At 60.3% G+C, this 19,828-nt stretch carries 15 protein-coding genes; 6 read left to right on the top strand and 9 right to left on the bottom strand.

What is annotated here, in order from left to right; all coding sequences use genetic code 11:
• Nucleotides 1–80: 80 nt before the first annotated feature.
• The 3 genes from secA to PREDE_RS09680 all read right to left on the bottom strand — a co-directional run bounded on the left by secA (nucleotide 81) and on the right by PREDE_RS09680 (nucleotide 6,197).
• The gene (gene secA / locus PREDE_RS09690; RefSeq protein ID WP_005846937.1) at nucleotides 81–3,416 is read right to left on the bottom strand and encodes a preprotein translocase subunit SecA; all 3,336 of its coding nucleotides are present in this window, start codon (nucleotides 3,414–3,416) and stop codon (nucleotides 81–83) included.
• 168 nt (nucleotides 3,417–3,584) lie between these two features.
• Nucleotides 3,585–4,979 carry an alkaline phosphatase family protein gene (locus PREDE_RS09685; protein ID WP_005846935.1) on the bottom strand — a complete coding sequence of 465 codons (1,395 nt, stop codon included), beginning with the start codon at nucleotides 4,977–4,979 and terminating at the stop codon, nucleotides 3,585–3,587.
• A gap of 3 nt (nucleotides 4,980–4,982) precedes the next feature.
• Nucleotides 4,983–6,197 (bottom strand): Lnb N-terminal periplasmic domain-containing protein, encoded by a 1,215-nt coding sequence (locus PREDE_RS09680; protein ID WP_015310432.1) that lies wholly within the window; start codon nucleotides 6,195–6,197, stop codon nucleotides 4,983–4,985.
• A gap of 132 nt (nucleotides 6,198–6,329) precedes the next feature.
• Between PREDE_RS09680 and PREDE_RS09675 the strand changes: the two genes are divergently transcribed.
• The 4 genes from PREDE_RS09675 (at nucleotide 6,330) to PREDE_RS09660 (ending at nucleotide 12,051) form a co-directional block, all read left to right on the top strand.
• Entirely contained in the window at nucleotides 6,330–7,643 is a 1,314-nt protein-coding gene (locus PREDE_RS09675) for a hypothetical protein (protein ID WP_005846931.1), read from the top strand.
• A gap of 32 nt (nucleotides 7,644–7,675) precedes the next feature.
• Nucleotides 7,676–8,311 (top strand): LptA/OstA family protein, encoded by a 636-nt coding sequence (locus PREDE_RS09670; protein WP_015310431.1) that lies wholly within the window; start codon nucleotides 7,676–7,678, stop codon nucleotides 8,309–8,311.
• A 56-nt stretch (nucleotides 8,312–8,367) separates the two neighbouring features.
• Nucleotides 8,368–9,600: a hemolysin family protein gene (locus PREDE_RS09665; protein WP_015310430.1), complete on the top strand. Its 1,233-nt coding sequence runs from the start codon at nucleotides 8,368–8,370 to the stop codon at nucleotides 9,598–9,600.
• 309 nt (nucleotides 9,601–9,909) lie between these two features.
• Nucleotides 9,910–12,051, top strand: a complete 2,142-nt coding sequence (locus tag PREDE_RS09660; RefSeq protein WP_005846925.1) for a peptidylprolyl isomerase — start codon at nucleotides 9,910–9,912, stop codon at nucleotides 12,049–12,051.
• Nucleotides 12,052–12,271: 220 nt separating this feature from the next.
• Here the strand turns inward: PREDE_RS09660 and PREDE_RS09655 are convergent, their stop codons facing one another.
• The 4 genes from PREDE_RS09655 to mltG all read right to left on the bottom strand — a co-directional run bounded on the left by PREDE_RS09655 (nucleotide 12,272) and on the right by mltG (nucleotide 17,388).
• On the bottom strand, nucleotides 12,272–12,907 hold the full coding sequence (locus tag PREDE_RS09655) for a DedA family protein (RefSeq protein WP_005846923.1): 636 nt from the start codon (nucleotides 12,905–12,907) through the stop codon (nucleotides 12,272–12,274).
• On the bottom strand, nucleotides 12,904–14,394 hold the full coding sequence (locus tag PREDE_RS09650) for a tetratricopeptide repeat protein (protein ID WP_005846921.1): 1,491 nt from the start codon (nucleotides 14,392–14,394) through the stop codon (nucleotides 12,904–12,906). Before PREDE_RS09650 ends, PREDE_RS09655 begins: the two co-directional genes overlap by 4 nt.
• A 3-nt stretch (nucleotides 14,395–14,397) precedes the next feature.
• Nucleotides 14,398–16,116 carry a glutamine--tRNA ligase/YqeY domain fusion protein gene (locus PREDE_RS09645; RefSeq protein ID WP_005846919.1) on the bottom strand — a complete coding sequence of 573 codons (1,719 nt, stop codon included), beginning with the start codon at nucleotides 16,114–16,116 and terminating at the stop codon, nucleotides 14,398–14,400.
• A 225-nt stretch (nucleotides 16,117–16,341) separates the two neighbouring features.
• A complete protein-coding gene (mltG, locus tag PREDE_RS09640) occupies nucleotides 16,342–17,388 on the bottom strand; it encodes an endolytic transglycosylase MltG (protein ID WP_174264892.1) in 1,047 nt (348 codons plus the stop codon).
• 145 nt (nucleotides 17,389–17,533) lie between these two features.
• Between mltG and PREDE_RS09635 the strand changes: the two genes are divergently transcribed.
• The gene (locus tag PREDE_RS09635; protein ID WP_005846915.1) at nucleotides 17,534–18,316 is read left to right on the top strand and encodes a carbohydrate-binding module family 20 domain-containing protein; all 783 of its coding nucleotides are present in this window, start codon (nucleotides 17,534–17,536) and stop codon (nucleotides 18,314–18,316) included.
• On the top strand, nucleotides 18,291–18,935 hold the full coding sequence (locus PREDE_RS09630) for an HAD family hydrolase (RefSeq protein ID WP_005846913.1): 645 nt from the start codon (nucleotides 18,291–18,293) through the stop codon (nucleotides 18,933–18,935). Before PREDE_RS09635 ends, PREDE_RS09630 begins: the two co-directional genes overlap by 26 nt.
• Nucleotides 18,936–19,066: 131 nt before the next feature.
• Here the strand turns inward: PREDE_RS09630 and rpmA are convergent, their stop codons facing one another.
• Both rpmA and rplU read right to left on the bottom strand, forming a co-directional pair.
• Entirely contained in the window at nucleotides 19,067–19,357 is a 291-nt protein-coding gene (gene rpmA / locus PREDE_RS09625) for a 50S ribosomal protein L27 (protein WP_005846911.1), read from the bottom strand.
• Nucleotides 19,358–19,374: 17 nt separating this feature from the next.
• Nucleotides 19,375–19,692 carry a 50S ribosomal protein L21 gene (gene rplU, locus PREDE_RS09620; protein WP_005846909.1) on the bottom strand — a complete coding sequence of 106 codons (318 nt, stop codon included), beginning with the start codon at nucleotides 19,690–19,692 and terminating at the stop codon, nucleotides 19,375–19,377.
• Between the last annotated feature and the right edge of the window lie 136 nt (nucleotides 19,693–19,828).

Genomic DNA, 19,828 nt, shown 5'->3' with positions numbered 1-19,828 from the left:
ACCGCACGGCCGTCGCAGGGCGAGTGGCGGTGGGGTCTCCTTTTCGGGTGGATGGGTGGATGTGCCGCGGGCGGGGGCCTTTAGCGGAGGCCCTTGCCGTGGCAGTTCTTGAACTTCAGGCCGCTGCCGCAGGGGCAGGGGTCGTTGGGACGCGGCATTTTGTCGTGCACCACGGGCTCGCGCCGGCGCACGGGCTCGCGCGTGTCCTGGCTGGCGGCGGCATGCTGACTGCTGCGTATCTCGTCGAAGTCGTCTTTCTGCTCGTTGTAACGCTGGGCGTGCTGCTCCTCGGGAGCGGCCTGCTGCACCTGCTGCTGGGTCTGCACGGGTATCTGTCCGCGCATGAGGAAGCTCGAGATGCGGTTGTTCATGTCGTCGATCATGCTGTCCCAGAGCTTCGCGCTCTCGAGTTTGAAGATGAGCAGCGGGTCTTTTTGCTCGTATGAAGCGTTCTGCACGCTGTGGCGCAACTCGTCGAGCTGGCGCAGATTTTCCTTCCAGTCGTCGTCGATGATGCTGAGCATGACGAACTTCTCGAACTCCCTGACGATGTTTTTGGCCTCGGTTTCGTAGGCTTCCTTCAGGTTGACGCGCAGCTGCACCATGTGGCGGCCGTCGGTAATGGGCACGAGAATGAACTGGAACTGCTCGCCCTGGTGCTCGTACACCTCCTTGATGACGGGGTAGGCGTCGGCCTGAATGCGGTCTGTCTTACGCTTGAAGGCGGCCATGGCACTCTGGAAAGCACGCTCCTGCAGGTCGGCCTTGTTGCTGTTGTCGAACTCTTCGGCGGTGAAAGGAATCTCCATAGACAGCACCTCGAAGAAGGCTTCCTTGGCCCCTGCGTAGTCGTTGTTGTCGACAATGCTCACCACACGGTCCCAGATGACGTTGGTGATGTCCATGCCGATACGCTCGCCCATGAGTGCGTGGCGGCGTTTCTCGTAGATGACGGTGCGCTGCTTGTTCATCACGTCGTCGTATTCGAGCAGGTGTTTGCGGATTCCGAAGTTGTTTTCCTCCACCTTTTTCTGGGCCCGCTCAATGCTTCTGGAGATCATGGAACTCTCTATTCGCTCGCCGTCTTCGAAGCCGAGGCGGTCCATGACCTTGGCAATGCGCTCGCTTCCGAACTTGCGCATGAGGTCGTCCTCGAGCGAGACGTAGAACACTGACGACCCCGGGTCACCCTGACGGCCGGCGCGTCCGCGCAGCTGTCGGTCCACACGGCGGCTCTCGTGGCGGGTGGTGCCGATGATGGCGAGGCCTCCTGCGGCCTTCACCTCGGGGCTGAGCTTGATGTCGGTACCGCGGCCGGCCATGTTGGTAGCGATGGTTACGGCTCCCAGTCCGTTGACCGACTTGCCGGCCTCGGCCACGATCTGCGCCTCTTTCTGGTGCAGCTTGGCGTTGAGCACCTGGTGGGGCACCTTCCGCATGGTGAGCATCTTGGAGAGAAGTTCGCTGATTTCGACCGACGTGGTGCCCACGAGGCAGGGCCGTCCCTGCTGGCGCATCTCCTCAATCTCCTCGATGACGGCACGGTATTTCTCGCGGTTGGTCTTGTAGACACGGTCGTCGAGGTCGTGGCGGGCGATGGGACGGTTGGTGGGAATCTCCACCACGTCGAGCTTGTAGATGTCCCAGAACTCGCCGGCCTCGGTGCTTGCCGTGCCGGTCATGCCGGCCAGCTTGTGATACATACGGAAATAGTTCTGCAGAGTAATGGTGGCAAAGGTCTGCGTGGCGGCCTCGATGCGCACGTGTTCCTTGGCTTCGATGGCCTGATGCAGGCCGTCGCTCCAGCGTCGTCCCTCCATAATGCGGCCCGTCTGCTCGTCCACGATCTTCACTTCGCCGTTCATCACCACGTACTCGTCGTCCTTGTTGAACATGGTGTAGGCCTTGAGCAGCTGCTGCAGGGTGTGCACACGGTCGCTCTGCACGGCGTAGTGGTTGAGCAAATCGTCCTTGCGGTCGAGGCGTTGCTGGTCGTCGAGGCCGGTCTCGGCCTCGAGGGCGGAGAGCTGCGAAGCGATGTCGGGCAGCACAAAGAGGTCTTGATCGTTCACTTGATGGGCCAGCCAGTCAGTGCCTTTGTCGGTCAGATCGGCGCTGTTCATCTTCTCGTCGACCACGAAGTACAGGGGCTTGACGGCCTCGGGCATGCGTCGGTTGTTGTTCTCCATGTAGATTTCCTCGGTCCTCTGCAAGCCCGACTTGATGCCTTCCTCGGAGAGATACTTGATGAGGGCCTTGTTCTTGGGCAAGGCTTTATAGGAGCGGAAGAGGCAGAGGAAGCCCTCGTCGGTGAGGTTCTGGTCTTTCTTCTCGCGGCCTTCGTTGATTTTCTGTCGTGCCTCGGCCAGCAGTTCGGTGGCCTGTTTGCGCTGCACCTCGTAGAGACGCTCCACCAGCGGCTGGTATTCCTCGAACATCTGGTCGTCGCCTTTGGGGATGGGGCCCGAGATGATGAGCGGCGTCCGCGCGTCGTCGATGAGCACGGAGTCCACCTCGTCCACGATGGCGAAGTTGTGGCGACGCTGCACAAGGTCCTTGGGCGAGAGGGCCATGTTGTCGCGCAGGTAGTCGAAACCGAACTCATTGTTGGTTCCGAAAGTGATGTCAGCCTGATAGGCCTTGCGCCTCGCCTCGGAGTTGGGCTGGTGTTTGTCGATGCAATCGACCGAAAGACCGTGGAACTCGTAGAGCGGCCCCATCCATTCGGAGTCGCGCTTGGCCAGGTAGTCGTTCACCGTGACCATGTGCACGCCGTTGCCTGTCAGGGCATTAAGGAACACGGGAAGCGTGGCCACGAGGGTCTTTCCCTCGCCCGTCGCCATCTCTGCAATCTTTCCTTGATGCAGGGCGATGCCGCCAAAGATCTGCACGTCGTAGTGCACCATGTCCCATTTCATCTTGTTTCCGCCGGCCGTCCACTCGTTGTGGTAGACGGCTTTGTCGCCGTCGATGGTGATAAAATCGTTGGCAGGATTGGCGGCGAGCTCGCGGTCGAAGTCGGTGGCCGTGACCACCACCTCGTCGTTCTCGGCAAAGCGGCGTGCGGTGTCCTTGACAATGCTGTAGGCTGTGGGCATCACCTCGTTGAGAACCTGCTCCAGGGCGTCGAGCATTTCCTTGTCCTGCTTGTCGATTTCGTCGAAGATGGGCTCGCGTTCATCGATGGGCGTGTCCTCGATGCGGCCCTTGAGCTCGGCTATTTTGTCGAGGTAAGGCTTGGCGGCGTCCTGCACGTGGCGGCGCATTTCCCGGCTCTTGGCACGCAGTTCGTCGTGGCTGAGTTTCTCGATGTCGGGATAGACGGCCTTCACCTGCTCCACAAGGGGCTGGATAAGCTTCATGTCTCGGCTTGACTTGTCGCCGAAAAGCGATTTCAAAATGTTGTTGAAGTTCATATCTGAATTGATTTTATGCTGTTGAATGCTGCAAAATTACGAAAAAGAATCCGTAATGCAGGTGATTCGGCCTACGAATTGGCACATCGCGTTGCGGTGTGCGTATAAAGGGCTTGAAAAGGGGAAATGCAGGCCGTTTTCCCCGGCCCGCCGTGCCGCAAGCGCGGCTCAGAACAGCGGGGCGGCGTTGCAGGCGTTGGGAGCGCGGATGCGAATGGCCTTGGCCACCGTGGGCGCAATGCGGTCTACGGTGACGGGCGTGGCGACATGGCCGGGCTGTGCGCCCGGGCCCATGAAGATAATGGGGAACGGCATGAAGCCGGCCCGGCTGGTATAAGTCTGTTGGGTGTCTTCGTTGAGCAGTTTCCAGCCCGGCGCCACCTCGATGGCGATGTCGCCGCTGAGCGTGGGACGGAAACCGTTGCGGTATTTCAGGATGTCGGAACCCCCGTCCAACAGGCGCACGCTGGTATATACATCGGCCACGCCCGCGTTCTGAACGAGAAACTCCTGGCTGCGCCCGAGGATGTCGGTCATGCCGATACGCTTCTGCTCGATGAGCTTGTGGTTCAGGTACATCTGGTTGCCGAAGGTCTGTTCCACGTACCGTCCCTGGCCGTAGACGGCCCCGAGGTAGATGTTGAGCAGGTTGGCCGTGCGGTTGATATAGAACGTTCCGGTGGGGATGCGGTACTTGCCGGGGTCGGTTGCAGACTCTTCGGTGTAGCCGGTGGAGGTGACAACGAAGAGCACGCGGTCGAGTGGGACGCGCTGTCCGACGCCGCTGATGAGGCGTTGCAGCGTGTTGTCGAGCTGCAGGTAGACGCTCTCCATCTCGTCCTGCCACTGCCGCACGGGCTTGCCGTCGGCCTTGCCGGCCGAGAGCGTGAGGCAAATCAGGTCGGTGTTGTCGTCCTGCCCGAGGGGTGTGGCGGCGAGTGCGCTGAGCGATGCCGTCACCACGTCGTCGTTGCTGGCCGGTGCGCCGTGGGCGTTCCTGGCGGCGGGCTCGGCCCTGAGCCACGTAGGGGCGGGGGCATAATAGGAAGAAGTCTGCCAGTGTCCGGCCTTATCGAGCCAGAAAGCACCGTCTGCGGCATGGCCGACTGACAGAATGGCCGACTCGCTGTCGGCCGCAAAGGCATAGACCAGCGCGCGTCCGGCAGAGCTGACTTTCAGTTCGTCGCCCACGGTAGAGGTCTCCAGACGGGCCGGAGAAGCCGTGTGCCGGGCGTCGTCCACGCAGCTCACGGGCTGCAAAGTCTGGCGGTCGAGCCAGCGCGAAGCGATGATTCCGTTGTAGTAGGGCGTGGCGCCGGTGGAGAGGGTGGCCGTGGCCGACGCACGATCGACTGGCGAAAAGGGATAGCTGGCATTGTCGTAGACCATGCCGTCGCGCAGCAAACGGCGGAAACCGCCCGCATGACAGAGCGGGGCAAAGGCCTCCATGTAGTCAGAGCGCAGCTGGTCGATGGTGACGCTGACCACCAGCCGCGGTGCCAGCTGGTAGGCTTGCATCTCGGCCGACGTGAGGGCCGCCAGTATAAAGGCCAGGTATCTCATGGGCTATTGCTGCTTGTATATGAATCGTTTGCTCGTGGTTCTGCAGAGCAAACACAGTGCCAAAAAGACGGCGCCCTCGGCATAGTCCTGAAAAAAGCCACCCGCAAGGAACAGCAGGAGGCATGCCGAGAGCACGTCCCAGCCGCGGTGGAAGCGGCCGCGGAGGGTGCGGGCGGCAAGAGGATAGACCAAAGCGAGGGCGATGGGGTTGAGCAGCAGGATCTGCAAGTTGAAACTCACCGTGGGATGCTGCGAGAAAACCATGGCCAGCAACACGAGGCCGGCCAGCCCGTCGAGAGTGAAGAGCACCACATCGACCAGCCAAAAAGCCTTGCCGCGGCGCAGCTCGTACAGCGTGACGAGGGCCGCGAGCACGAAAAGGGCGGCAAAAAGCAGGCGCGGCGTGAGGCTGTCCCACAGTCCGAAGCCCGCCAACGGGGCATTGGCAGCGTTGGGCTGCAGCAGGACGACGGTGGAATCGACCAGTGGATGGCGGCGGCCCGCGGCGTCGATGACGGTGGCCCGGGCGAAGTCGTGCCGCAGCGAGTCGGGCAGAAACTGCTGCTGCGCATGGTCGGTGGGGGCGTCGGCGCGCACGCCCAGCAGCAGATCGTTGCCGAATCGGGCCCAGCGATGCCCAGCGTTCCACTGGTGAATCATGTCGCGGTAGGAGGTGGTGACAGCCGGATCGACGGCATAAGCCACGCGCCCGTCCAGATGGCCGACGAGCATGTCGCGGGCCCTCGTGGTGCAGTTGTCGTAGAAATAGTTGTAGCGGTACGTGCGGTTGGCCGGCAAGTAGTTCTCGTAGACGGCCTGGAGGATGGCTGCTTTCTCGCCGGGCGAGAGGCGGAGCGTCTGCTGCACCACACCGCGGCCGTTGCGGGCATACTCCATGAGGAACATGGGGAACGGCTGGATGCCCATCTCATAGTCGGTGATGCCGAAGACAAAGCGCAGTGCAAAATACTTCTGCCCGAAGCTGAACATGCCGTAGTTGACGGCCAAGTCCTGCTGGCGGGCGGGGTCGCGCAGCCGTATGGCCGTGTGGCCGTAGAGGCTCCACACCTCGTTGCCCGGCGAACAAGTGAGCAGACTGATTTCCACGCTGTCCATTCCGTGGTCGCGGCTGCCGTCGCCGGTGGCCCGTGCACCCGGTGTTAAGAAAACAAAAACCGCCAGAAAAAGTATTCTTAAAAGACTATCCAAACGTTTCACGATGCAAAAATACCTTATTATTTCCGGTTAACGTGCTTTTGTTCCGTTTTTTTTCAATACTTTTGCAGTTGGCTATTTCAACACGGGCTGGCGTTTTTCGCTTCCGGCCCGGCGCAACGAAACATTCAGAACATGAAGAGATACCTCGCAACTGCCATCGTGATAGCAGTCTCTGTACAGGCTGCCCTGGCCCAGAGCAGCACCAATTCCCCTTACAGCCAGTATGGTCTGGGCATTCTTTCAGACCAGTCTTCGGGTTTCAGCCGCGGCATGAACGGCCTCAGCCTCGGCTTTCACGAGCACAATCAGGTGAACTATCTGAACCCCGCCTCCTATTCCTCGCTCGACAGTCTCTCGTTCATCTTCGATGCAGGTGTGTCAGGCCAGGTGACCAACTTCAAGGAGGGGGGCAACCGGCTGAACGCCAACAGCTCCAGTTTTGAGTATGTCATGGCCGGGTTCCGGGCGTTGCGCCACGTGGGCGTGAGCTTCGGCGTGCTGCCCTACACCAACATCGGCTACTCCTACTCCAGTTCGCAGCGGGTGGGCGGCAGCGGCACCACCGTGGCCACCAACACTTACAGCGGCACGGGCGGGCTGCACCAGATCTACCTCGGCGTGGGCTGGGAGCCCCTGCGAGGGCTTGCCGTCGGCGTGAACGGCAGCTATATCTACGGCGAATACACGCGCACCGTGGCCAACAGCTACAGCGACAGCTATGCCAACACCCTGACAAAGCGATACACGGCCGACGTGAGGAATTTCAAAATAGACTTCGGCGCACAGTACACGGCCCGCCTGACGAAGAAAGACGAGCTGACGCTGGGCGTGACCTACGGCCTGGGCCGCAAGATTGGCGGCGACCCGAAGCTCGAGATCATCTCGACCAACGCCCAGACTAAAGTGGCCGATACCGCCACTTTCAACGGCTCGAACGGCGGCAAACTGCAGCTCGAGATTCCGCGAACGCTGGGCGTGGGCCTGATGCTGAACCACGACAACAGCCTGAAACTGGGCGTGGACTACACGCTGCAGAAGTGGGGTAGCGTGGAGATGCCCGTCTACCAGGCGAGCGACGCCGGCCAGAAAGTCACCTACAGCATGCGCCCGGGCTACTACAGCGACCGCCACAAGCTCACCGTGGGAGCCGACTTCTGCCCCCAGGGGCAGAGCCGGAGGCTGATGCGCCGCGTGCACTACAGGGCCGGCGTGGCCTATGCCACACCTTATTATTATATCAACGGGCAGGACGGCCCCAAGGAGCTCAGCGCCAGTCTGGGCTTCGGCATTCCCATCATCAACGGCTACAACAACCGCTCGCAGCTGAACGTCGGCGTGCAATGGGTGCGCCAGTCGGCCCGCAACTACATCACGGAGAACAGCTTCCGCCTCAACATCGGCATCACGTTCAACGAGCGTTGGTTTGCCAAATGGAAAGTGGAGTAATCGCTGCACGGGGTTTGAAAGCCAAGAACTACATGCCGAGCCTGCTGGCCGCTGCGCTCGTGCTCTTCGGTTGTGAGGAGCAAAAGGAGCACACGGCCGGCGCCATACACAGCCGCGACTCGGTGGCCGTGATGACCACGTGGGGCGTGAACACCCTCATCTCCGACTCGGGCGTCATCAAATACCGCATCGTGACCGAGCGGTGGGAGGTGAACCAGGCGAAGAATCCCTCGCGCTGGACTTTCGACAAGGGCCTCTTTCTGGAACAGTTCGACGACAAATTCCACGTCCAGTCCTACGTGCAGTGCGACACAGCCTACTATTACGACCAGCTGCACCTGTGGGAATTGCGCTCGCGCGTGCGCGTGCTCACCAAGGACGGACTGCGTTTTGCCAGCGAGCAACTCTTCTGGGACGAGAACCGCCACGAGCTCTACTCCTACGTTTTCTCCCGCCTCGTCACCCCCGAGCGCACGCTGCAGGGCACCTACTTCCGCTCCGACGAGAAGATGACGCGCTACTACGTGTCCAACTCGCGCGGCTCTTTCGAGCGCGGCGACGTGGACGGCACGGGCTCGATGACCGATTCGGCCCGCGCGGTGCAGGACAGCCTGCAGATGAGCCGCCGCCGGCAGGCGGTGCCCATGCGCAACACCGGTAATCCCTAAACGCTTCAGACGTGGAACAACCAAACCTTACTCTCATTGCCAACATCGCCCTGGCGATGGTGCTCAGCGCCTTTTTCTCGGGCATGGAGATAGCCTTTGTGTCCAGCAACCGCATGCTCGTCGAGATGGACAGAGAGAAGAACGGGCTCGCGCAGAAAGCCATATCGTTCTTCTATCGCCACGCCAACGGCTTCGTTTCGACCATGCTTGTGGGCAACAATATCGTGCTCGTGGTGTATGGCATTCTCTTTGCCCGGCTCTTCGACAGCACGCTCTTCGCGGGCATGGAACCCGGCGTTCAGCTCACCCTCGACACCGTGCTCTCCACGCTTGTGGTGCTCTTCACGGGCGAATTTCTGCCCAAAACCTTCTTCAAGAGCAATCCCAACACGCTGCTCACCCTCTTTGCCCCCGTGGCTTTCGGGTTCTACATCGTGCTGTGGCCCGTCAGCAAGGTAGCCACAGCCATGGCCCGCGGGCTGCTGCGCGTGGCGGGCATCCGCCTCGACTACGACTCCGACGGGGAGGGATTCACCAAGGTAGACCTGGACTATCTGGTGCAGTCGTCCATCGACAACGCGCCCGACGAGGAGACCATCGACGACGAAGTGAAGATATTCCAGAACGCCCTCGAGTTCCCTGACATCCGTGTGCGCGACTGCATGATACCGCGCACCGAGATACATGCCGTAGACATGGACGACTGTTCGCTCGAGCAACTCATGCAGATGTTCGTGGAGAGCGGCAACTCCAAAATCATTGTCTACAAGGAAGACATCGACCATATCGTGGGCTATATCCACAGCCACGAGATGTTTCGGCGGCCCGTGCGCTGGCAAGACCACGTGCGCACGCTGCCTTTCGTGCCCGAGACCATGGCCGCGCAGAAGCTCATGCGCACTTTTTTGCAGCAGAAAAAGAGCCTCGGCGTGGTGGTCGACGAGTTCGGCGGCACCAGCGGGCTGGTGGCTCTGGAGGACATTGTGGAGGAAATCTTCGGCGACATCCAGGACGAGCACGACACCGAGAACTACACGGCACGACAGACCGAGAACGGCGACTACATCCTCTCGGCCCGGCTCGAGATAGACAAGGTGAACGAAATGTTCGGCCTCGACCTGCCCGAGAGCGACGAATACATGACGCTCGGCGGGCTCATCCTGCACGAATACCAGAGCTTTCCCAAGCTCAACGAAGAGGTGCGCGTGGGCCGTTTCGTCTTCAAAATCATCAAGAACACCATGACCAAGATAGAGCTCGTGCGGCTCCGCGTGGACGCGGTGCGGTAGGCCCGCCCGGCGACGGCGGCACGGCCCCTCCGCGACGGCACCGTAACCGCGCCGCGACGACGGTGCAATCGCGCGGCGTCTGCGGCGTGTTTGCGCGGCGTCTGCGGTGCAATCGCAGGGCGTTTGCAGCACAGCGATTTTGCCCCTGCGGCGTTGCCGCGGGGGCATATTGTGTGCACGGTGCGCATTTTCTTGGGGAAACGTGCCTTGATTTGACGGATATTTCGTAAATTTGTACGCCTTTTGTAGGCTCAAGCCTCTTAAACCCGGAGCAAGAATAAAACAATAAAATAAAATCATTTAAAACAAATGGCAGCATTAGGAAAAATCAGAAGCAGGGGCATCACGCTGATCGTCATCATCGGTCTGGGCCTGTTTGCTTTTATCGCCGAGGAAGCCTTTCGTTCTTGCGAGTCGTCTCGCAACAACCAGCGCCAGCAGATCGGTGAAGTGTTAGGTGAGAAAATTGGCTACGAAGAGTTCGCCAAGCTCGTGGACGAGGCCCAGGAGGCCATGAAGCTCATGGGCCAAGAGAACATGAACGACGACCAGCTGAACCAGCTCCGCGACCAGGTGTGGCAGAGCTACGTGCAGTATCAGATCATCAAGAACGAGTGCGACAAGCTCGGCCTGACCGTCACCGACGGCGAAATGCAGAACGTACTCAACGAGGGCACCAACCAGATGCTGCTCTCCACACCCTTTGTCAACCGCCAGACGGGCCGCTTCGACGCCAACCAGCTCAAGCAATTCCTGGCCCAATACAAGAGCCAAAAGAACGCCAACCCCCAGATGTCGGAGCAGATGCAGGCCATCTACAAGTACTGGGCATACGTGGAGAAGTCGCTGCGCCAGCAGTTGCTCATCCAGAAATACAACGGGTTGCTGGCCCATTGCTTCCTTTCCAATCCCGTGGAGGCAAAGATGAGCTTCGACGAGGAGAGCCAGGAGAGCCAGATTCAGCTCGCCGCTTGGCCCTACGCCAGCGTGCAGGACGCTAAGGTGCAGGTGACCGACGCCGACCTGAAAGCCAAGTACGATGAAATGAAAGGCCGCTTCCAGCAGTATGTGGAGAGCCGCGACATCAAGTACGTAGACGTGCAGATCAGCGCCTCGGCCGCCGACCGCGCCGCCCTGCGCAAGCAGTTCGACGGCTATGCCAAGGAGCTGGCCGCCGCCGCCGACCCCGCCGACGTGGTGCGCAAGAGCACTTCCGAGGTGCCCTGGCTGGGTGTACCCGTGGGCAAGGAGGCCCTGCCCACCGATGTTGCCGCCAAGCTCGACTCCATGTCGGTCGGCCAGACGCTCGGCCCCGTGGAGAACATGCAGGACAATACACTCAACATTGTGAAGCTCGTGGCACGCCAGCAGCTGCCCGACTCGGTGCAGTTCCGCGCCATCCAGGTGGGCGGCGCCACCCCCGACGAGGCCCATCAGCGGGCCGACTCCGTGTATGCCGCACTGACTGCTGGGGCCGACTTTGCCACGCTGGCCAAGAAATACGGGCAGGACGGCAAGGAGCAGTGGCTCACCACACGCCAGTATGAATACTCCAACTCCATGGACAAGGAGACCAAGGGCTACCTGAACGACCTGCTCACGCTCGGCGTCGGCCAGACCAAGAACGTGCAGCTCACGCAGGGCAACCTCATCATTCAGGTGCTCGACCGCCGCAACATGATCGACAAGTACACCGTGGCTGTGGTGAAGAAGCCCATCGACTACTCCCGCGAGACGCGCAGCGTGGCCTTCAACAAGTTCAGCTCCTTTGTCAGTGCCAACCAGACGGCGGCCGATATAGAGAGAAATGCCGTGAAGAGCGGCTATAGGGTGCAGGAGCTCAAGGACGTGACCACCGCCCAGCATAACCTTGCCGGCATCCGCTCCACCCGTGACGCGCTGAAGTGGCTCTTCGATGCCGACGAGGGTGCAGTGTCTCAAATGTACGAGTGCGGCGACAACGGCAACAACCTGCTGCTCGTCGTCTGCGACAAGATACACCCCATTGGCTACCGCGGCCTCGACGATCCGCAGGTTAAAGAGATGGTTAGACAGGAGGTGATGCGCGACAAAAAGGCCGACCAACTCCTGGCCAAGGCCAAGGGTGCAGGCAGCATGGCCGCCGCCAAGGCCAAGGGAGCCATGGTGTCTACGGTGAGCCAGGTGACCTTCGCAGCCCCTGTATTCGTGCAGTCTACCGGTGCCAGCGAGCCCGCTCTGAGCGGTGCTGTCTATGCCACCAAGCAGGGAGCCTTCGGCAGCCACCCTGTGAAAGGACTGGCCGGAGTGTACCGCTTCCAGGTGGTGAAGCGTTCGAGGAACGCCGCTAAGTTCGATGAGAAGCAGCAGGAAACGAAACTTCGCCAGAAGTCCATGCAGTATGCGGCCAACTTTATGAACGAGCTCTACATCAAAGCCAATGTCGTAGACAACCGCTACCTCTTCTTCTAAACACGGGCTTGCCCGTTGCAACGCAAGAAACCACGCCTCCCGGGTAACCGGAGGCGTGGTTTCTTGCGTTTGGTGGAAAGCGGTTTGGGAGTGCCGCTGCGGACTCGTTCGCCCAAGGCGGCGGGGCGGAAGATGTGCCGCGGTGGGCTTGTGTGCCCAAGGCGGCATTGCCGCGTGCGTGTGGCTGCGGGCTTGTCGCGGCTGTGGCGGCGCGCGGCGGTCAGAGTTTCATCCGTTTGCGCCGGTTAATGTACCACTTGGCGAGGAAATAAAGCAGGGCCACGGCCACAAGCGTCATGACCGCGAGCTTGATGTATTCGCCGTATTCCATGATTTTGTCGTTCAGCTTTTCCTCGGGCACCACGGCGTGCAGGTACCAGCCCAGCCCGGCCAGGATGAGGTTCCAGCAGCCTGCACCGAGCGTGGTGTAGAGCAGGAACTTCCAGTAAGTCATCTTGGCCAGCCCGGCAGGAATGGAAATCAGGTGGCGGATGCCCGGGAGCAGGCGGCCCGTGATGGTGGCCACCATGCCGTGGTCGTTGAAGTATTTCTCGCTGTGCTCCACCTTTTTCTGGTTCAGCATGCACAGACGGCCCCAGCGGCTGTTGGCAAATCGGTAGATGATGGGGCGGCCCAGGTAGTATCCGGCCACGTAGTTGATGGTGGCTCCGCAGTCGGCTCCGAGGGTGGCGGCCAGAATGACGATCCAGATGTCGAGGTTGCCGCCCGCGGCATGATAGGCTGCCGGCGAGACCACGAGCTCTGACGGCACGGGGATTACCGTGCTCTCCAGCAGCATCAGCAGGAATACAGTGCCATAGTTCAGGTTGTCGAGAAGCGATGAGAGGATGTTCATAATGGTGTGTGGGGGATTGATGGGTGTGATGGGTTATGGGTGTCGGTGTCGCCGGAGGGCCGTGCGGCCATGTCGGGATGGGTCAGCGCGTAGCGGTAATAGTCGGCGGGCACGATGTGGCTGGGGAAGAGATCGGCCAGTCCTTGCAGTGTCTCGTCGCCGTTGCGCTCGACGGCGGTGCGCAGATGGCGCAGGAAATCCTCGCGCTGTCCCAGCCGGTGGTCGCACAGTGCCAGGTACACCCACACGTCGGGCCACTCGTCGCCCGTGTCGCCGCCGGCCATCTCGCCGAAGATTTGGCGGGCCAGAGCTGGGTGTTCGCTGCCGAAAGCCGATGTGGCAAAGAAGAACTGGCCGCGTTTCTGCTCCTTGGGGTCGGTGGCGGCCATGGCTTTGCGGTAGTGGGCCACGGCCTGGGGCTCGTCGCCCTGCCGCAGGAATACGTAGGCCCGCAGCATGTCTTGTTCGGCTATGCTGCCGCCATCGCGCGCAATCTGGTCGATCACGTCGAACGCAAGGCCGTAGTTTCCCATGGCTGCATGCGTGTAGCATTTGTTGCAGAGAATCTCGAAATAGGTGCCGGAACCCGGTGTCGAGAGCCGTTCGGCCTGTTCCAGATAGGGCAAGGCCTCGGCGCTGCGGTTCTGAAGGGAGAGCACACTGGCGATGCCCATGCTGCCGGCCTCGTCGTAGGGCTGCAGCGAGGCAAAGAGACGGTAGTATCTTAGTGCCTCGTCATAGTTCTGAAGCATCATCAAACTGTTGGCCTTGTTGATGACGGCGTCGGGGTTTCGGGCGTTGATGGCCAAGGCGAAGTCGCTGCTCTCGAGCGAACCCGAGGGGTTGTTGGCCATGTACTGGGCCGAGGCCAACTCGTTCCAATACTCGATGCAATAGGGATCACGGTCGATGAGATGGTTGAAAATCTTCTCGCTCCGCTCGTACTGGCCGGTGCCCATGGCTATCTGTCCTTCAATCTCCCGATAGTCGTCGAAGTCGGTGTCCTGGCATTTGGCCAGCCATTTTTCGGCCAGTTCGTAGTTGCTGTACGAGGAAAACAGTCCCGCTGCGTCCAGCCGGAAGTCCTCCAAATCGTCCTCGTCCACCTGCGCTTCGCGGGCTGCAAGGTAGCTGTCGGCCTCCTCGTCCTGCTCGCGTGCCAGCATAATCTCGGCCGTGATGTAGTAGTATTCCAGCTCGTCCGTGTCGTTCACCTGGTGCGTCAGCTGCTCGGCCTTGTCCGCATTGTTCTCGTATTGCAGGGCGATGCGGGCGCGGAAGAGCAGCGGGTCGGCCGCCCCGGGGAACATGGCCATGGCTTGTTCGGCCGTGGCAATGGCCTCGTCCACACGGCTGTGCTGATAGTAATATTCAGCGATGTCGGTGAGTTCGTCGGGCTCCAAGTAGATGGAGCCGCCCGCTTTGCAGGCTGCTTCATACTGGTGGAGCGTTTCGAGGAACTCCTTGTCGTAGCGTTTGTCGTCCAAAGTTTACTTGTTTTGTTTGGCCCAAGTGTCTTTCAGCCCCACGGTTTTATTGAAAACCGGGGCCTCTTGGGTGCCGTCCGGGTCGGCCATGAAGTAGCCGATGCGCTGGAACTGCAGGTATTCGCCGGGCCGTTTCCGGGCTGCGTAGCTCTCCACGAAGCAGTTGCGGTCGGTGCGCAGAGAGTCGGGATTGAGCAGTTCGTGGAAGTCGCGCTCGTCGGCCGACGGGTTCTCCACGGAGAAGAGACGGTCGTATTCTCTCACCTCGGCCTTGACGCAGTGGTCCGTGCTCACCCAATGGAGGGTGCCCTTTACCTTGCGGTCGGCACCCGGCAAACCGCTGCGGCTCTCGGGATCGTACTCTGCCTGAATCTCCACCACGTTGCCTTCAGCGTCCTTGGTACAGCCCGTGCACTTCACGATGTAGGCGTTTTTGAGCCTCACCTCCCGGCCGGGGCTCATGCGGAAGAACTTTTTCGGCGCGTCTTCCATGAAGTCGGCCCGCTCCATCCACAGGTTGCGCGAGAACGTGATGGCGTGCGTGCCGCTGTTTTCGTCCTCGGGATTGTCCACGGCCTCCATGTCCTCGCTGCGGCCCTCGGGGTAGTTGGTGATGACAAGTCGCACCGGATCGAGCACGGCCGACACGCGCACGGCCCTCTTGTTCAGGTCTTCGCGCACGGCTGCTTCGAGCAGAGCCATGTCGTTCAGCGCGTCGAACTTAGTGTAGCCGATGGACTTGATGAAGTTTTTCACCGATTCCGGCGAGTATCCGCGGCGTCGCATGCCGCAGAGTGTAGGCATGCGGGGGTCGTCCCAACCGTTGACCAGGCGCTCGTCCACCAAGGCGTGGAGCTTGCGTTTCGACATCATGGTGTAGGTGAGATTCAGTCGGTTGAACTCAATCTGACGGGGGCGGAAGTCGTCGATGCCCCGTGCAGCCGTGCCGTCGCACTCCTTAAGGAAGTCCACCAACTTGTCGTAAAGCGGACGATGAGGCACAAATTCCAGTGTGCATATCGAGTGGGTCACGCCCTCGAAATAGTCGCTTTGCCCGTGGGCGAAGTCGTACATCGGGTAGCAATGCCACTTCGTGCCGGTGCGATGATGGGGTGTTTGGATGATGCGATAGATGACGGGGTCGCGGAAGTGCATGTTATCGTTGGCCATGTCGAGCTTGGCCCGCAGCACCATCGAGCCCTCGACGGCCTCCGGCGTGTTCATTTTCTCGAACAGTTGGAGGTTCTCTTCCACGGGCCGGTTGCGGTAGGGGCTGTCGGTTCCCGGCGTGGTGGGGGTGCCTTTCTGTGCGGCAATCTGCTCCGAGGTCTGCTCATCGACGTAGGCCAGACCCTTGCGAATGAGCCAAACGGCGAAGTCCCACAGCTTCTGGAAGTAGTCGGAGGCGTAATAAATGTCGCCCCATTTGAATCCCAGCCAGCTGATGTCGTTCAGAATATTCTCCACATATTCCGTGTTTTCCTTGGACGGATTAGTGTCGTCGAAGCGCAGGTTGCACACGCCGTGGTATCTTTCGGCCACGCCGAAGTCCATGCAAATGGCCTTGGCATGGCCGATATGGAGGTATCCGTTGGGCTCCGGGGGGAAGCGAGTCTGGATGCGTCCGCCGTTCTTTCCCTTTGCCAAATCCTCCTCTACGAGCTGTTCCACGAAGCTCAGACTCCGTTTTTCTTCACCCGTATTGCTTTCCTTAATGTCCATATTCCTGTTAATTGATTATATTTGCAAAGTTAGTCATTTCTCCATAATTTATAAGTGAAAGGTTCAAAAACATTTGCAAGTGTCATTAAAAAGTTTTATCTTTGCAACCGTTATCCTGAATACAATCTTTTTACCTTAACGAAAGGCTAATACCTATTGAGAATGAATGGCATGCGCTGTGAAGCGGATGCCATTTTCTTTTTGGGTGCTTCTCTCGCGGGAAGCCTATTTGATTCCGTGTTTGTTCAAGGCGTCGGCGTAGCGGTGGGCGTTGTCCATGTGCTCGGCATAGGTTCGAGCAAAGTTGTGCGTGCCGCTGAAGTCCTCCTTGGCACACATGTAGAGGTAGTCGTGACGCACCAGATTGAGCACGGCATCGATGCCGGCGACCGACGGAATGCGTATCGGGCCCGGCGGAAGACCGGGGAAACGGTAGGTGTTGTAGGGGCTGTCGATGCGCAGCAGACTGTTGTAGATGCGCTTCAGGGCGAAGTTTCGCCAGGCGAACTTGATGGTGGGGTCGGCCTGCAGGGGCATGCCCTCGGGATATTCAGCGTCGCGCAGCATGAGCCTGTTGTAGTACATGCCGGCAATCATCGGCTTCTCGGCGTTGTTGGCAGTCTCTTCATCGACGATGCTGGCCAGCGTGACGACCTGCAACGGCGAGAGCCCGAGGCTTTTGGCCTTGGCCGTCCGCCCCTCGTTCCAGAAGTGGCGGTTCTCCTTCTGCATGCGCTCCATGAGAGCTTCGGCCGATGTATTCCAGTAGATGTTGTAGGTGTTGGGGATGAAGAGGGCGGCGATGGTGGCCGTGTCGTAACCATAACGCCGGCACACCGCCTCGTCGGTGAAGGCGCGGGCCAGCCGCGCGCTGTCCACCATGAGCCGCGCACCGAGCGTGCCGGCCAGGTCCTGCATGGTGCGCACGCTGGGCACAGTGAGGGCCAGAGGCTCTTGCATGCCGTTCTTGATGTGGCGGAACAGGCTGAAAGCCCCGGTCGTCGGGGTCACGGCATAGCGTCCCGTGTGCACGTGCTTGGCCAGGTTGCTGTGGCGCGAGAGAGTGCTGAAAGCGTGTAGGCTGTGCTTTTGGGCGACAGTTCCCAGTTTGGCCATGAGCGAGTCGTAGTTGTCGTCCTCGTCAATGCAGACATAACAGGTCTCGGCCTTGCCCGTGAACGAGGTGAAGAAGTAGTAGTAGCCCAGTCCGGCCATGAGCAACAGGCAGAGTGCGGCCGGCAGGAGGTATTTTCTTTTCATGTCTTTCTTCATGATTTTTGTCGTCTTTTTAAACGGTGCAAAGGTACGCCAAAACGGCGACATGGCAAAACTTTCGACTTCCAACTTTCGTGTCGGCGGCGGCATTTTGGCGTCGTTTTTTGTGCTTCACTTCGTTTCTTTGTCGTAACTTTGCAGCATGAAACTCCAATTCAGCATTTCCTATCGAGCGCCCTTCGGCCAGTCGGTGCACGTGTGCCTGCGTTATCTGGACGCCGGGGGCCACGGCCGCAGCCTCGACCTGCCCATGCACACCGACGACGGCACGCTGTGGCGGCTTGAGACCACGGCCCGCCCGCTGCCCCGCCAGGCCGTGCGCTACCTGGCGTACCACTATCAGGTGGAGGACGACGCGGGCCGCCTGATGCGCCGTGAGTGGGCCGCCGTGCCGCGTCTCTACTGTTGCGACGAGTCGCGCAACTACATTTTCGAGGACATCTGGCGTGACCTCTCGCTGCAACACTATCTCTTTGCCGTCCGCCGGCCCCGCCGCCCGCTGATGCGCCTGTGCGACGTGCCGCAGTTCAACCGCTCGGTCATCTTCCGCGTGTCGGCTCCCCACGTGCCGGCGGGCCGCTCCGTGGCCCTGCTGGGCAGCGACGCCGCCCTGGGAGCATGGAGCGAAAAGCGCTATTTGCAGATGTATCCGGTGGGCGATGGCGACTGGATGCTCTCTATCAACGCCTACGCACTGGGGCTGCCCGTGGCGTTCAAGTATGTGGTGGTGGACGACCATACGCACGACATCGTGGAGTGGGAGCGGGGCGACAACCGCCGCACCGCACTGCGACGGCTGGAGACGGGCGACCAGCTCGTGGTCTACGGCGGCAACGTGCGCACCGCCACGACGCTGACCTTTCACGACGAACTGCTGAACGAAGACCATACGACCGACTATGACTTACGAGAGCTATATATTTGATTTGGACGGCACTCTGCTCGATACGCTGGGCGATCTGGCGGCGAGCTGCAACTATGCGCTGCGCGTTCACGGCCTGCCCGAGCGCACGGTGGAGGAGGTGAGGCGCTTCGTGGGCAACGGCGTGAGGAAGCTCATGGAGCGTGCCGTGCCCGAGGGGTGCCCCCAGGCGCAGTTCGACGAGGTGTATGCCGCCTTCCGACGGCACTATCTTGACCACAGCCTGGACACCACGCGGCCCTACGACGGCGTGCCCGAACTGCTGGCCGAGCTGCGTCGGCGCGGCCGCCGCGTGGCCGTGGTGAGCAACAAGTTCTACGCTGCCACGCAGGCCTTGGTGCGCCACTTCTTCGGCGACGAGGTGGCCGTGGCCATCGGCGAACGCGAAAACATCCGCCGCAAACCCGCCCCCGACACCGTGCTCGAGGCCCTGCGCCAGCTGGGAATGCCCCGTGAAACTGCCGTCTACATCGGCGACAGCGACGTCGACATCGACACGGCACGCAACTGCGGCATGCCCTGTATCAGCGTGCTCTGGGGGTTCCGCGACGAGCCGTTCCTGCGGGCCCACGGCGCCGCCACGCTGGTGCGCCGCCCCGAGGACATCCTCGCCCTCGGCTGAACGGCGGCCATCCCGCCGCCGTCTGCACCTCCGGCCGGGACCTCCGGCCGCCCTTTCGCCGCTCTACACGCAGAAAGCCCGCTCTAAAAGGAGCGGGCTTCTATGTTTGTTTGGAATAAGTCGGGATTGTGTTAAGCCTCGGCCTTCTTGGTCTTGGCGGCGTAATCCTCGGGCGAAAGCACCGACACGGTGCTCTTGTCGCGGACTCCTCTGTGGAAGTACACCACGCCGTCGGCCAGGGCATACAGCGTATCGTCCTTGCCTTGCCCCACATTCTCGCCGGGGAAGTGCTTGTTGCCGCGCTGGCGAACGATGATGTTGCCGGCCACAATCTTCTGTCCACCCCAAATCTTGACGCCCAGACGCTGTGAAGCCGACTCGCGTCCGTTCTTAGAACTACCTACACCTTTCTTATGTGCCATGATGAATTCCTCCTGATTTAAGCGATTACTTGTTTAACTTCTACCTCTGTGAACTGGCTGCGGTGGCCGTTGCGCTTGCGCGAGTCCTTGCGGCGCTTCATCTTGAAAACAATGATTTTGTCGCCCTTGACCAGCGGGTTCACCACTTCTACAACCACTTTGGCACCTTCCACTTGCGGTGCGCCGACAGTCACTGCTCCCTCTTTGTCTACGAGCAGCACCTTGTCAAACTCAACAGTCTTGCCGGCCTCCACATCCTTGATGTGGTGCACGAAGAGCTTCTTGCCCTCCTCGACCTTGAACTGCTGACCGTTAATCTCTACAATTGCGTACATGTTTATTTATAAAAAACGGGTTTCTCCGCAAGGCGAGTGGCCTGACGCCCCTGCTTTTTCGGGCCTCCACGGAATGAATCAGCTGCAAAATTACGAAAAAAGACCGACATGCACGTTGCCGTGCCATGGATTTCTT

The organism is Prevotella dentalis DSM 3688 (assembly GCF_000242335.1).
In the GTDB taxonomy this organism is placed as follows: domain Bacteria; phylum Bacteroidota; class Bacteroidia; order Bacteroidales; family Bacteroidaceae; genus Prevotella; species Prevotella seregens.
Note: the sequence above shows the minus strand (reverse complement) of the source record. Positions and strands in the feature narration are given on the sequence as shown.